This window comes from Nocardia sp. 852002-20019_SCH5090214, assembly GCF_001665865.1.
GTDB classification, from domain to species: Bacteria; Actinomycetota; Actinomycetes; order Mycobacteriales; family Mycobacteriaceae; genus Nocardia; species Nocardia nova.
Window position 1 is genome coordinate 100,065 of record NZ_LZMK01000419.1, and the last position, 13,328, is coordinate 113,392.

The 13,328-nt window shown below is 68.0% G+C and carries 12 protein-coding genes; 8 read left to right on the forward strand and 4 right to left on the reverse strand.

From position 1 onward, the window contains the following. Positions 1-25: 25 nt before the first annotated feature. Together A5780_RS35450 and A5780_RS35455 are read right to left on the reverse strand one after the other, a co-directional pair. Positions 26-1,282: a neutral zinc metallopeptidase gene (locus A5780_RS35450; RefSeq protein ID WP_063910684.1), complete on the reverse strand. Its 1,257-nt coding sequence runs from the start codon at positions 1,280-1,282 to the stop codon at positions 26-28. A 6-nt stretch (positions 1,283-1,288) separates the two neighbouring features. Then, positions 1,289-2,221 carry a neutral zinc metallopeptidase gene (locus A5780_RS35455; RefSeq protein ID WP_063010978.1) on the reverse strand — a complete coding sequence of 311 codons (933 nt, stop codon included), beginning with the start codon at positions 2,219-2,221 and terminating at the stop codon, positions 1,289-1,291. Positions 2,222-2,623: 402 nt separating this feature from the next. Here A5780_RS35455 and A5780_RS35460 point away from each other — a divergent pair, with 402 nt between their 5' ends. Further along, positions 2,624-4,243, forward strand: a complete 1,620-nt coding sequence (locus A5780_RS35460) for a DUF2207 domain-containing protein (RefSeq protein WP_063010976.1) — start codon at positions 2,624-2,626, stop codon at positions 4,241-4,243. Here the strand turns inward: A5780_RS35460 and A5780_RS35465 are convergent. Further along, positions 4,224-4,712: a TetR/AcrR family transcriptional regulator gene (locus tag A5780_RS35465; protein ID WP_231983200.1), complete on the reverse strand. Its 489-nt coding sequence runs from the start codon at positions 4,710-4,712 to the stop codon at positions 4,224-4,226. The two genes, A5780_RS35460 and A5780_RS35465, sit on opposite strands and share 20 nt — an antisense overlap. Before the next feature lie 82 nt (positions 4,713-4,794). Here A5780_RS35465 and A5780_RS35470 point away from each other — a divergent pair, with 82 nt between their 5' ends. Next, positions 4,795-5,427 carry a class I SAM-dependent methyltransferase gene (locus tag A5780_RS35470; protein WP_063910683.1) on the forward strand — a complete coding sequence of 211 codons (633 nt, stop codon included), beginning with the start codon at positions 4,795-4,797 and terminating at the stop codon, positions 5,425-5,427. A 121-nt stretch (positions 5,428-5,548) separates the two neighbouring features. Here A5780_RS35470 and A5780_RS35475 read toward each other — a convergent pair whose 3' ends face one another. Beyond that, the gene (locus A5780_RS35475) at positions 5,549-6,829 is read right to left on the reverse strand and encodes an ROK family protein (RefSeq protein WP_064911210.1); all 1,281 of its coding nucleotides are present in this window, start codon (positions 6,827-6,829) and stop codon (positions 5,549-5,551) included. 473 nt (positions 6,830-7,302) lie between these two features. Between A5780_RS35475 and A5780_RS35480 the strand changes: the two genes are divergently transcribed. The 6 genes from A5780_RS35480 to A5780_RS35505 all read left to right on the forward strand — a co-directional run. Then, positions 7,303-8,166 carry a GntR family transcriptional regulator gene (locus A5780_RS35480; RefSeq protein WP_082976911.1) on the forward strand — a complete coding sequence of 288 codons (864 nt, stop codon included), beginning with the start codon at positions 7,303-7,305 and terminating at the stop codon, positions 8,164-8,166. After that, a complete protein-coding gene (locus tag A5780_RS35485) occupies positions 8,141-8,368 on the forward strand; it encodes a ferredoxin family protein (RefSeq protein WP_030516520.1) in 228 nt (75 codons plus the stop codon). The genes A5780_RS35480 and A5780_RS35485 overlap by 26 nt, the downstream gene beginning before the upstream one ends. A 55-nt stretch (positions 8,369-8,423) precedes the next feature. Then, complete coding sequence (locus tag A5780_RS35490) at positions 8,424-9,851, forward strand: ABC transporter substrate-binding protein (RefSeq protein WP_064911211.1); 1,428 nt, start codon at positions 8,424-8,426, stop codon at positions 9,849-9,851. A 38-nt stretch (positions 9,852-9,889) separates the two neighbouring features. Next, positions 9,890-10,720 (forward strand): ABC transporter permease, encoded by an 831-nt coding sequence (locus A5780_RS35495; protein WP_063011053.1) that lies wholly within the window; start codon positions 9,890-9,892, stop codon positions 10,718-10,720. Next, complete coding sequence (locus A5780_RS35500) at positions 10,717-11,472, forward strand: ABC transporter ATP-binding protein (RefSeq protein WP_064911212.1); 756 nt, start codon at positions 10,717-10,719, stop codon at positions 11,470-11,472. The genes A5780_RS35495 and A5780_RS35500 overlap by 4 nt, the downstream gene beginning before the upstream one ends. Positions 11,473-11,507: 35 nt before the next feature. Further along, the coding region (locus A5780_RS35505; protein WP_064911213.1) for a fumarate reductase/succinate dehydrogenase flavoprotein subunit at positions 11,508-13,328 on the forward strand (1,821 nt) is incomplete at its 3' end.

Below are 13,328 nucleotides of genomic sequence, written 5' to 3' on the forward strand. Positions count from 1 at the left end.
CACGCCGACCGGATTCGGCCGCCGGTCACGACACCGAATCCGACGGCGAGTTCCAGGTGTTGCACATCCAGGTGCGGTTGTTGTCGTGTCCCTGGTCGTACCACGCCCCGTAGTGGTCGGGCGTGCCGTGATCGCGCATATCGCCCGCTCGGTCGCCGCGACGATAGTTGGTCTGACGAATCCTTCCGACCTGATCGGTGGTGAGCGAGCCGACGAATTGCGATGAGCCCACCCACATTCCGCCGAAGCACTGCGCTTCCAGCTCCAGGCGACGCGACAACTCCAATCCGACCGCGGACCGCACCCCCGCGTCGTAGCGATCCTTGTTCTCCTTGTCGGAGATGCCGGAGATCCCTTGTACGTGATGTCCGTACTCGTGTGCGAACACCGAGGCGTAGATCTCGGCCTGGTCGCCGAATTGTTCGACCTGCAGGTGATCGAGCGGCATATAGATCGTGTTGTTGGTCGAGCAGTAGAACGCCGCGTAATTGCCGCCCGAACTGGTGCAGGGCGAGACGGCGTCCACACCGCGCGCGGGCACGCTGACCGTCGGACTCGAGAACGGCAGGTTCGCCGCCTGCAGGACCGGCTGCCACATCCGGTCCAGGCAGTCCTTCTCCGCGTTGAAGAAGGCGGTGGCGGCCGCGACACTCGAACCCCAACGCGGATAGCCGCATTCGATATTGATCAGGCCGGAGTCGTGATCGCCGAACAGCGGATTGTTCGCGGTGGCGACAACCGGTTGCGGTCCGGCCGGTTTCGTCGACGTCGGCGCGGCACGCGTGGTTCGCGTCGCGGCCCGGGTGGTGGTGGCGCGAGCCGAGGTGGAGTAGGTGGTGACCTCGGAACTGGACGCGGTCGGGTCGCTCGTGCTCGTGGCCCACGTCGGCGTCGTATACGTGAAACTCGGCGCCGACGTCGAATACGACGACGCCGACGAATTGTCACGACCTCCCATGGTCGCGAACGCGACCAAGCCGCCGACCACCACGAAGACGAACAGCACGGCGAAGACCGCACCGACCGCGCCGCCACCGGACCTCGGCGGCGGATAGGGACGGCCGTAATAGCCGGGCGGCGGCAACGGCGGACCGCCGTACGGACCGACCGGATACGCACCCGGCGGCGGCAGCGGCGCACCGTACGGTGGTCGCGGACCGGGCGGCGGATACCCCGGCGGCGGGCCGTATCCGGGTGGTGGTCCGTACCCGGGCGGGCCGTAAGGCGGGCGCCCGTGCGGCGGAACACCGTGCGGCGGTGGGTATCTCGGCGGTTGCGGCATGGCGGATCAGCTCACCTGTCCGGACGGCGCGATGAAGGTGTTGCAGGGCGCGGTCGCGTTCTTGTCGAATCCGGTGCTCCACCAGTCGCCGGCGTGTTCCGCGGTGCCGTGGCTGCGCATATCGCCGGCGCTGTCACCCCGGCCGTAGGCATCCTTGCGCGCGGACTGCGCCTGCACCGGCGTCAGCGACTTCCCGCCTGCCGAGGACGCGAAGTACATGCCGTCGAAACAGTTGGCCTGCAATTCGATTCGCCGGGAGAGGTCGAGCCCCTCGTCGCTGTAGAGGCCGGTCTGGCGGCGTTGTTTGTTGGCCGCGCCGAGAATCCCGGACAGCGCCTGGATGTGGTGACCGTATTCGTGGGCGAAGACCGAGAGGTAGATCTCCCAGTGATCGTGGAACATATCCGTCTGCAGCTGACTGATCGGCATGTAGATGGTCTGATCCGCACCGCAGTAGAAGGCCGCGAAATTGCTGCTCGATCCACTGCACGGCGTGGTGATGCCCGAAGTGCTCGCGGTGACAACGAGTTTCGGCGGGGTGAAACTCAACTTCGCCTGCTCCAGCACCGGCTTCCAGGCGTCGGCCAGACAGGCTGCGGCACTGTCGAAGAACGCGCGCGCGGCGTCGACCTGCGTGCTCCACGGGGTGTACGGACAGCGCGCCGGATTCAGCGGCGAACCGGGATCGGCCAGGAGCGGATTGGCGCCGGTCTCGGGGACGCCCGCGGAATCCTTTCCGGGCGGCGGGTTGTAGCTGTAGTTGCCGTGTTCTCCCGTATGCGAGGCGGCGTCGAATCCGGTCCGCACGGCGAAGCGGATGAGGCCCGAGGTGACGATCAGCAGCACCACGACGACGACCGCGCCGAAGCCCCCGCCACCTCGCTTGCGCGGCGGAGCGGAGCGCGGACCGGCCGGACCGTACGGCCGCGGCGGTGGCACGGGTGGACGATGTCCGGGCGGCGCGGACGGTCGATAACCCTGTCCCGCAGCGTATCCGGGATGCCCGCCGTAACCCGGAGCGGCGGGGTACGGCGGAGGCCCGGCGGGCGGTGCGTAACCTGCATAGCCGGGCTGCGGATATCCGGGCGGTGCCGTGTGGCCGTATCCCGGCGGCGGTCCCGGACGCTGCCGGCCGCCCGGAGCATGGGGTGGAACCGGCCGTCCGCCCCGCGGATTCGGGCCGTGCCCGTAGGGTGGTCGACTCACTCCCCCACTCCCCCTTGTCCGTTCCTCATCCGGCGACAGCCACCACTCTCCGGCGACAGCCGCCGACGCAGAATAGCAAGCCGCCGGATTCGCGACGCCTGCTCGCACAATGGCCCACCGCTAAGCTACTGCCCCATGCTGATCTTTCGGGGGGGCGCGTTCGGCGCTCTGTTGTTGATAGCGGCCGGGCTGTTCGCCGCAGCACCGGCCGCGCGGGCACAGGAGCCCGCGGGTGTGTCGATCATCGCGGATGTCAAACTCAGCGAGGCCGGTCTGCTCGAGGTGGCGGAAACCGTGAAGGTACCGCCGGGTGGTCAGTTCCACATGGCGTTGCCGTTGCGGGTGGGACGCGACGACGGGAGTGAACGCCGTTTCGGTGTGACCGACATCTCCAGTACCGGACCGGGTTCGGCGAAGGTGGCGGGCGATGTGTTCAGCGTGGACGCGCCGCCGGGGGAGTCGTCGTTCAAGTACACCGTGCACGGCACGGTCAGCGATGCGCCGGGTACGCAACTGTTCCATTGGACGGGGGCCCTCAACACCGATGTCGCCTCGTTCGACGGTTCGGTGATCAGCCCGAGTTACCGGATGGGGATCGCCGACTGCACGGTCGGCTCGGTGGGTAGCACCCGCAAATGCAACGACGCCCGCGTCGAACCGGACGGCGTGCTCACCATGCACGAGGAGAATCTGCACAAGGGCGACATTCTCGATGTGACCCTGCAGGTACCGCCCGGCACGGTGAAGGCCAACGCCGATATTCGCGGCGGCCGCGGGACGGGCGCCTTCGCCGTCACCGCACCGGTGCTGATCGCCTTCGGTGTCCTGCTGGCGGCGCTGGCCGCCTTCGGCGCCTATCTGGCCTGGGCTCGCCGCCAGGACGCCGCGGCCCTGACCGCCACCGGAACTCTGGATCCGGTGCAGCGCAACGGAAACCACAGCGAATTCGTCTCTCCCGACGGCATTTTGCCCGGTGAGGCGGGACTGTTGCTCGACGGCTCCGCCGATGCCGCCGATATCGCCGCCACCGTGGTGGATCTGGCGGTGCGGCGCTATCTGTGGATCGCGCCGGTGAGCGATTCGGACTGGCGCATCACCCGGGTGAATCCCGTCGACGATCAACTGCGCAGCTACGAAAAGCACGTCTATACGACCCTGCTGCCCGAGGGCGCCGACTCGGTTCTGTTGTCGGAACTGCGGGCGCCGGGTCGCGTCGCCGCCGAGCCCGTACGCTCCGCGCTGCGCCGCGACGCGCTCGAACGTGGCACGCTGATCGATCACGATCGGCGGGGACTCGCCTTCTGGATCGGCGTCGCGCTGCTGGTGATCGGGGTGGGGGCCACCGTCGGCCTCGCCGTCGCCGGCGGATATGCGCTGGTCGGCGTGGCCATCGCGCTCGGCGGCGCGGCCATGCTGCTACTCGGCCGGTATCTGCCGGCGCGGACCGCCGCGGGCCGCGCGCTCGCCACACAGGTGAAAGCTCTGCAGAACGGTCTGGACGCGCAGCGGCCCGATCAGATCCCGCCGGCCGATCGCGAACTGCTGTTCTCGCGGGCGCTACCGTTCACGATCATCGGTGGCCGGGCCGACAACTGGATCCGCACCTTCCGCGATGTGGATCCCGGGGCCGATCGTCAGGCCGGGCTCTACTGGTTCGGCGGCTTCGATCGCGACCGGAATCTGCACCGGTTCGCCGGGCATTTCCCGTATTTCATCACCGCATTGGAGGGGCTTTTCACGACGGCGGGTCGCTGACCCGCCGGATGACCTCGTAGGCCGCCCGAGGGGTGGTGCGGCCTTCGGCTACGGCGGGCAGCAACCCGACCAGCCCCCACGACAGGAATGTGGTCTCGGGCTCCGCGCTGCCCTGGCCGGCCAGGATCTCGGCGAACATCTGCTGGGTGCCACGTACGACGACCATGGTGCTCTTCGGGCCGAGCAGCGCCCGGTAGACCTCGCGATGCCCCTCGGCCAGTTCGATGATGGTTCGTATCGGGTCACCCGAGCGGCGGGCGAGCGCCGCACGCAGGAATTCGGTTCCACTGACCACGAGCAGGTCGTCCTTGCTGCGGAAGTGGGCGTAGAACGTCGAACGGCCGACATCGGCGCGGTCGAGGATGTCCTGCACGGTGATCCGGTCGTAGGGGCGTTCGATCATTAGCTCGATCAGGGCGCGATGCAGCGTGCTGCGGGTACGCCGGACGCGGCGGTCGTTATCGGACACTGTGCCTCCGGGTGTGCGGAAACGAACGGTTTCGATGCTTTTGCCTCTGGTGGGAGCAGCCGCTTCACCAGATCATGAAGACATGTTCCGAATCGAACAAGACCCCCAGGGCATTTTGATCACCAACCCGCGCGGCTACAGCGCGTTCACCACCGTCTTCTTCGGCGGCAGACGCCGACGACACGCGGCCGCCCTCGCCGCCGCCAGTGGCGCGGAACCCGGCGGACGCGCCCTCGATATCGCCAGCGGCCCGGGCACATTGGTGTTCGCGCTGGCCGACCGGGTCGGTCCCCGCGGTGAAGTCGTCGGTATCGATGCCGCCCGCGAGATGGTCGAGTACGCCACCGCCCGGTCCGGCAACCGGACGAACTGCCGCTTCGAGTACGGCGTGGCCCAGTCGCTGCCGCTGCCGGACGCTTCGTTCGACGTCGTCACCTGCACGTTCGGGATGCATCACATTCCCGAGGCGGATCGTGGGAACGCCCTGTCGCAGATGTGGCGGGTACTACGGCCGGGTGGACGGGTTCTCCTGGCCGATATGGCGCCCGTGGGTGTGCACGGGCGGCTGACGAAGCTGCTCAGCAGGCATATGGATCCCACCGAGATCGATATCCGGCGGTATCGGAATCCCTTGGAGCAAGCGGGATTTCAGGACTTGGAGTATCGGACGGTGCAACCGTCGACAGGTGTGCTGACCGGCGTCAAGCCCGCATAGGGCCACAGCCACGGCCGGGACGGTGGACCCGCCCCGGCCGCCGAGTCTTCGCTCGTGGACTCGGCCGCCGCTCGTCTGCTCAGCGCCAGCGCCCGGGTCCTCAGCGCGAGCGCCCGGGTCCTCAGCGCGAGCGCGTTGCCCGGCGCAGCGCCGACAGCGGATCGGCGTAGCAGACGCTGAGTGAGGTGACGGCCGCGGCATGCTCCTGAACCCGCCCGCCGAATCGGCTGATCCGCAGATCCGCCGGGGCGAGAGTCGTGGCGCGACCGAAGGCCTGCACGACTCGTTCGAGCCCCGGCCGGTATCCGGTGAAGGCCTGTCCGCCCAGCACCACCCGATCGGGATTGAACATGTCGCGCACCAGAGCCGCGGTGTTGCCGAGGATTTCGGCCCGCTCGAACAGCATGTCGCGAGCCGGGGCGGAACCCTGTTCGGCGGCACGGTACAGCTCGGCGATCACCGGTTTCCGCGGCGCCTCCCGCTTCGGCACGATGCCGGCGCGCACGGCGCGAGCCAGCACGGCCGCCTCGCCGACCGTGGCCTCCAAGCAACCCCGCCGGCCGCACGAGCAATCGATATCGGATCCGGTCGGCAGATGCGCGATCGAACCCGGGCCGTTCGCCGGGGTGTAGACACGATCGTGCAGCGTGACCGCGACACCGACCGTCTCCCGGCCGTAGATGTAGAGGCTGCTGCCGGGCCGGTCCTGGGCGCCGGAGCGATCCGGCGCACCGGTGGTGAGCAGCAGTTCGGCCGCGGCCATCGCCTCCACGTGGGCGGCGACCGAAACCGGCAGGTCCAGCACGGTGGCGAAGATCGGGCCGACCGGCGCCGACTGCCAATCCAGGCGGGGATGATCCACGACGCCGGCGACGGGATCGACCCGTCCGGCCAGCGCCACACCGACCCACAACGGCCGGCGCCGCGGTAATCGGTCCAGGAAGGCCTTGGCGCTGCGCGCGATGATGGTGATGGCCGCCTCCTGCGCGGCCTGCGGGGTGGCGATCTCCAACCCGCCGAGAATGCGGCCGGACAGATCGGCGGCCACGATCCGGGTGAGATTCGCACCGATATGGACGCCCAGTGTGGCGAAGCGGTCGGTATCGACCTCGAACGGCACGCGCGGGCGTCCGACCGCACCGGATGCGGTGAGGTCGGCGCGCTCTCGCAACAGTCCGGACGAAAGTAGCGCCGACACTTGCCGATTCACGGTGGCGATGCTCAAACCGGTTGTCTGAGCGGCGTTGTCGCGGAAGATGGGTCCGCGGGTGGCGGCACGCAGCACAGCGGCCGCCGGGTTGTCGGTGATCCGCAATTCCGGCGGCACCACCGGCCGCGGCACACTGCGTACCGGCCGCGGACGAGAAGGGGAAGACTGTCGTTCGAGGATGGGGCTCGTCATGGGGCGAAGTCCTTGTCGAAAGTCTCGTGAAGAGACGACTACATCGGCAACAAGGCAGCGAGAAGGGCCCGAAAAGGGTCGACAGACGGACGACTGGAGCGGTCTCAGCTGCGCGGCCGGGAACAACACAGTTCCCGCTGCCGCGGCAGCCGCACACCGAGCGCCACGGTCACATAGGTGACCCGTGCGCGGTTCGAACGGCTGGTGGACATGTGGAAAACGGTAACACCCCGATTCCGCGCCGCGCCAGCGAACGGTCACGGCACATATTGCGCTCACACTGATTCGAATGCGGGCCCGCATCGCCGCAGGTGGCGCATTACCTTCGATCGCCCGGATTTCAGCAGGTCCGACGCTCGGGCGGGCGGCGGATAACCGCACGCCCGGCCGGCGCCGCCCATGCGGCCGGCGCTCCCGCCCGGGCCCCGCCGTTACGCTCGGAAACCGCAGGTCACAAGCGTGAGGAGGTGGAGATGACGGCCGATCCGGTACCCCTGCGTCAGCAGCACGGGTCCGCTGCCGACCACCCGGCTTCCGGGGCGGAGACTACGGCGGCAGCCGCCGGCGCCCGCACCATCCGCAAGGCGGATCGGGCCCGACAGGTGGCCGATGTGCTGCGCCAGCAGATCCACACCGGCCAGTGCTGCGACCCGCTGCCCACCGAATCCGAACTCGCCGCGGAATTCGCCGTCTCCCGCAACGCGGTGCGCGAGGCACTGGCACTGCTGCGCGACGAGGGCCTCATCGGCCGTGTCCCGCGAGTGGGAACCTATGTGGCGCAACGCAAATACGATCACGGCCTGGACAGCCTGCGCGGTCTGAAGGAAACGCTGCGCGGGCACGGCGAGGTGCGCAACGAGGTGCGCGCGGCGGTGCGCCTCACGCCACCGCCCGCGGTTGCCAACCGGCTCGGCCTGGCGCCCGGCGAATCCGCGGTCTACCTGGAGCGGCTGCGCTACCTGGGTGATCTGCCTCTCAGCCTGGACCACACCTATCTGGCGCCGGACATCGGCGAGCAGGTACTCGACTGCGATCTGCGGTCGGAGGACATCTTCGGGCTCATCGAACAGATCAGCGGCCAGTCGCTCGGTTCGGCCGATCTGGCGGTGGAGGCCATCACCGCCGACATCCACAGCGCCGCCACCCTGCAGGCCCCCGAGGGCAGCGCACTGCTGCTGCTGGAACGTCTCACCTATCTCGCCGACGGGCGCCCGGTGGATCTCGAGTACATACGCATGCGTGGTGATCGGATCACCCTGCGCGACAGCCTGATTCGCACCACGGAAAGCAACGATTGGAGGCTGAGCCGCCATGGCGTCGGTCAATCAGCGGGCTGATGTCCCGGTAACCATCGACGAATCGCTGTGCATCGAGGGATGCACGCTATGTGTGGAGATCTGCCCGCTGGATTCGCTGGCGATCAATCCGGACAACGGCAAGGCGTTCATGCACGTCGACGAGTGCTGGTACTGCGGGCCGTGCGCGGCGCGCTGTCCCACCGGCGCCGTCACCGTCAATATGCCGTATCTGCTGCGCTGAATCGCGCAGCGGAATCTTTCAGTGGCCGCCCTCGGCCCGATTTCGAGGAAATACCATGAAGTACCGTCGTGGCCGCATACTGGCCGCCGCCGCCCTGATCGCCACCCTGGCCGCCGGATGCTCGCTCGAGCAGACCGGATCCGGGGACACCGTCCGGGTGGTCGTCGGCTATCAGTCCAAGACCATCAATACCGTCACCGCCGGAACGCTGCTGCGCGCCAAGGGTTTCCTGGAGAATCGCCTGAACGACCTGACCGCGAAGGGCGGCCCGAAATATCAGGTCGAATGGCAGGACTACGACACCGGCGCGCCGATCACCGCGCAGATGATCGCCGAGAAGATCGATATCGGCTCGATGGGCGATTACCCCCTGCTGATCAACGGTTCCCGAACCTCCGCCAGTGAGCGTTCGGCCACCGAATTGGTCTCGATCACCGGCTACCAGCCGCGGGGTTCCCTGAATATGGTTGTCACCGCGCCGAATTCGACGGCGATGTCGCTGTCGGATCTGGCGGGCAAGAAGGTGTCCGCGAGCGTCGGCTCCGCCGGTGACGGCACTCTGCGCCAGGCTCTGAGCCGCGCGAACATCGACCCCGCGCACGGTGTGGACGTGCTCAACCAGCAGCCGCAGATCGGCGCGTCCGCATTGGAATCCGGCCAGGTGCAGGCGCTTTCGCAATTCGTGGCATGGCCCGGCCTGCTCGTTTTCCAGGACAAGGCCAAGCTGCTCTACGATGGCGCCGAGTTGAACGTGCCGACATTCCACGGTGTGGTGGCACGTCGTGATTATTCGAAATCCCATCCCGAGGTGCTCGATGCATTCCTGCAGGCGCAACTTGACGCCACCGATTTCCTGCACGCGAAACCGCTCGAAGCCGCGCAGCTGGTCGCTGACAACTCCGGACTGCCGGCGGAGGTCGTCTACCTCTACAACGGACCCGGGGGAACCTCGTTCGACACGCCCCTGAAGCCGCAGCTCGTCCAGGCGTTCAAGGGTGATGTTCCGTATCTGAAGTCGATCGGCGACTTCGCCGATTTCGATATCGACAAATTCGTCGACGACGCCCCATTGCGGAAAGCCTTCGCCGAACGCGGTGTGAATTACGAGGCGGCCGTGGCGAACTTCGCCGATCCCGCGCCGATCACGGGCACCGACCCGAGCACCGGTAAACCGGTCTCCGATGCGGCCCTCGCCGGCGAGATCTGGTTCGACGGCCAGGCTGCCGCACAGCCCGCGGGCAACCCCACCGATCTGCTGCGCGCGGTGAAAGCCGCACGGGCGCAGGGGAAGAAGGTCCGCGCCGCCTACGTGCCGGATGCGGAACTCGGCACTCGCTGGTTCGCGGACAAGGCGCAGTGGGTGCGCGAGGGCGATACCTACCTGCCCTTCATCACCCCCGGCGCGGTGCAGCGGTATCAGGCCCGCCACCCCGGTGCGGTCGCGGTGAGTTACGACCAGGCCATCGGTGAGGTGCGGTCGTGAGCGCCACCACCATCCCGGTCGACGCCGGCGCTCCGGACATCACCGCGGCACGGGAAACCACTGCGCCCGCCGGACACCACGGCACCGCAGGGTTGTGGGGCTCGCGGCTGGTTCGGGTGGCCTCCATCGTCATCGCGCTGATCGCCTGGCAAGTGCTGACCGCCAACCATCTTCGGCTGTGGGTTCGCTTCGATACGCTGCCGACGGTCACCCAGATCCTGCACCGGCTGCGGGTACAGGTGCAGACCGACACCTTCTGGCTGGACCTCGGCCAATCATTGATCCGCATTCTCAGCGGCTTCGGGCTGGCCGCGGTGATCGGTGTCGCGACCGGGGTGGCACTGGGGCGTTCACGCTGGTTCGCCGACATCTTCGGACCGCTGACCGAGTTGGCCCGCCCGATTCCGGCGGTCGCGATCGTGCCGGTGGCCATCCTGCTGTTTCCCACCGACGAGGCCGGCATCGTGTTCATCACCTTCCTCGCCGCCTACTTCCCGATCATGGTGAGCACCCGGCACGCGGTGCGGGCACTGCCGACCATCTGGGAGGAATCGGTGCGCACGCTGGGCGGTAACCGCTGGGACGTGCTGGTGCGGGTGGTGTTGCCGGGCAGCCTGCCGGGCGTGTTCAGCGGGCTGTCGGTCGGGATCGGCGTGGCGTGGATCTGTGTGGTTTCGGCCGAGATGATCTCCGGGCGCCTCGGCATCGGCTACCGCACCTGGCAGGCATACACGATCGTCGACTATCCCGGTGTGTTCGTCGGCATCATCACCATCGGCGTGCTGGGCTTCGCCACCTCGGCGGCCATCGAATTGCTGGGACGGCGCGCCACCCGCTGGCTGCCGCGTGCGGGAGAGGTGACGAAATGAGCTCGAGCGCAATGGGTTTGCGACTCGATCGGGTGGACCTTCGCTACGGTGGCGCACCTGTGCTGGACGGGCTGACACTCGATATCCGCGCGGGCGAGATCCTCGTCCTGACCGGGCCGTCCGGATGCGGGAAATCCACGGTGCTGCGCGCCCTGGCCGGCCTGCTGCCGCCCCGCTCCGGACGCGCGCTCGCGGACGGCGACGCGATCACCGGGCCCTCCCGCGATCGGGCGATGGTGTTTCAGGACAATGCGCTGTTGCCCTGGCGCACTGTGCGTTCCAATATCGAACTGGCGTTGAAGTTGCGCGGGGAGCCGCGGGCTACCCGCCGAGCGCAGGCCGAGCGCTGGATCGAGGAGGTCGGGCTCACCGGTTTCGGCGACTATCTGCCCAAGAGCCTGTCGGGCGGTATGCGCCAGCGCGTACAACTCGCGCGCGGGCTGGCCGGGGCGCCGCGCGCGGTACTGATGGACGAGCCGTTCGGCGCTCTGGACACTCCGACGCGAATCACCATGCAACGACTTCTGATTCAAACCTGGCAGACCCATCCCACCACGGTCGTCTTCGTCACCCACGACGTGGACGAGGCGCTGACCCTCGGGGACCGGGTCGCGGTGCTCGGCGGCACCGACCGTGCCCTGCATTCGCTGATCGCGGTGCCGAACCCGCGCGGCAAGGACGTCGATCGCAGTGCCGAGCGTGCCGAAATCCTCGCCGCTCTCGATCGTTCGCCGCGGTCGGCCGCTGCCTGAGCCGCCCCGACTATTCACCTCCCTGGAGTGCGCTGATGAAGATTCCCGAGCTGTCCGACACCGTGCGCCTGGACTGCGATGTGCTGGTGATCGGCGGCGGAACCGCCGGCACCATGGCCGCGCTCACCGCCGCGGAGAACGGCGCGAACGTGCTGCTGCTGGAGAAGGCGCACGTGCGTCACTCCGGCGCGCTGGCCATGGGCATGGACGGCGTGAACAACGCCGTCATCCCGGGTAAGGCGGAGCCGGAGGACTACGTCGCCGAGATCACCCGCGCGAACGACGGAATCGTCGACCAGCGCACCGTGTATCAGACCGCGACCCGCGGTTTCGCCATGGTGCAACGGCTGGAACGCTACGGCGTGAAGTTCGAGAAGGACGCCTACGGCGAGTACGCGGTGCGCCGCGTGCACCGCTCGGGCTCCTATGTGCTGCCGATGCCGGAGGGCAAGGACGTCAAGAAGGCGCTCTACCGCGTCCTGCGGCAACGCAAGATGCGGGAACGGATCCGGATCGAGAACCGGCTCATGCCGGTGCGGGTCCTCACCGACGGCGGTCGCGCGGTCGGTGCGGCCGCGCTCAACACCCGGACCGGGGAGTTCGTGGCGGTCGGCGCGAAGGCGGTGATCCTGGCGACCGGACCGTGCGGCCGGCTCGGGCTGCCGGCGTCGGGCTATCTGTACGGCACCTACGAGAATCCGACCAACGCCGGCGACGGGTACGCGATGGCCTATCACGCCGGCGCGGAGTTGTCGGGTATCGAATGCTTCCAAATCAATCCGCTGATCAAGGACTACAACGGGCCGGCCTGCGCCTATGTCGCGAACCCCTTCGGCGGATATCAGGTGAATGCCGCCGGTGAGCGTTTCGTCGACTCGGACTACTGGTCCGGGCAGATGATGGCGGAGGTGAAGCGGGAGATCGAGTCCGCGCGCGGGCCCATCTATCTGAAGGTCTCGCATCTGCCCGAGGAGACGCTCGACGCGCTCGAGGGCATCCTGCACACCACCGAGCGACCGACCCGGGGCACCTTCCACGCCAACCGCGGCCACGACTACCGCACCCACGACATCGAGATGCATATCTCCGAAATCGGTTTGTGCAGTGGACATTCTGCGTCGGGCGTGTGGGTGGACGAACACGCGCGCACCACGGTCCCGGGGTTGTACGCGGCGGGCGATCTCGCGTGCGTACCGCACAACTACATGATCGGCGCGTTCGTCTACGGGGATCTGGCGGGCGAGCACGCGTCGTCGACGCTTACGGAAGTGCCTGCGCCGCAGACTCTTCCGGATGATCAGCTGGCCGCGGCGCACGAACTGATCTACCGTCCGCTGCGCCATCCCGACGGCCCGCCGCAGCAGCAGGTCGAATACAAGTTGCGTCGTTTCGTCAACGACTACGTCGCGCCGCCGAAGACTCAGACCAAACTGTCGCTCGCGGTGGAGACCTTCGAGCGGATGCGGCAGGAGATCGCCGAGATGGGCGCGGACACCCCGCACCAACTGATGCGGTGCGCCGAGGTCGATTTCATCCGCGACTGCGCCGAGATGGCGGCCCGGTCCTCGCTGACCCGCACCGAATCGCGGTGGGGTCTGTACCACGACCGCGCCGACCTGCCCGAACGCAACGACGAGGAGTGGCGCTACCACCTGAACCTGCGCAAGGGCGCCGACGGCGAGATGGAATTCCTGAAGCGCCCGGTCGCACCGTATTTCGTGCCGGTGCCGGAATGGGAGGATCTGCCGCGCGCCGAGCTCGAGCCGGTCGCGGTGGCGCAGCCGGAACTGATCGCCGGCCCGCCCCGGACCGGAGCATCGGCAACCGGCGCCGCACCCCGTCCCGGAATCACGATC

Bases quoted from the DNA above. Each gene is read 5' to 3' on its own strand.
- A5780_RS35450 (WP_063910684.1), bottom strand. From the start codon at position 1,282: ATGCCGCAACCGCCGAGATACCCACCGCCGCACGGTGTTCCGCCGCAC.
- A5780_RS35490 (WP_064911211.1), top strand. From the start codon at position 8,424: ATGAAGTACCGTCGTGGCCGCATACTGGCCGCCGCCGCCCTGATCGCC.
- A5780_RS35470 (WP_063910683.1), top strand. From the start codon at position 4,795: ATGTTCCGAATCGAACAAGACCCCCAGGGCATTTTGATCACCAACCCG.
- A5780_RS35485 (WP_030516520.1), top strand. From the start codon at position 8,141: ATGGCGTCGGTCAATCAGCGGGCTGATGTCCCGGTAACCATCGACGAA.
- A5780_RS35500 (WP_064911212.1), top strand. From the start codon at position 10,717: ATGAGCTCGAGCGCAATGGGTTTGCGACTCGATCGGGTGGACCTTCGC.
- A5780_RS35475 (WP_064911210.1), bottom strand. From the start codon at position 6,829: ATGACGAGCCCCATCCTCGAACGACAGTCTTCCCCTTCTCGTCCGCGG.
- A5780_RS35480 (WP_082976911.1), top strand. From the start codon at position 7,303: ATGACGGCCGATCCGGTACCCCTGCGTCAGCAGCACGGGTCCGCTGCC.
- A5780_RS35460 (WP_063010976.1), top strand. From the start codon at position 2,624: ATGCTGATCTTTCGGGGGGGCGCGTTCGGCGCTCTGTTGTTGATAGCG.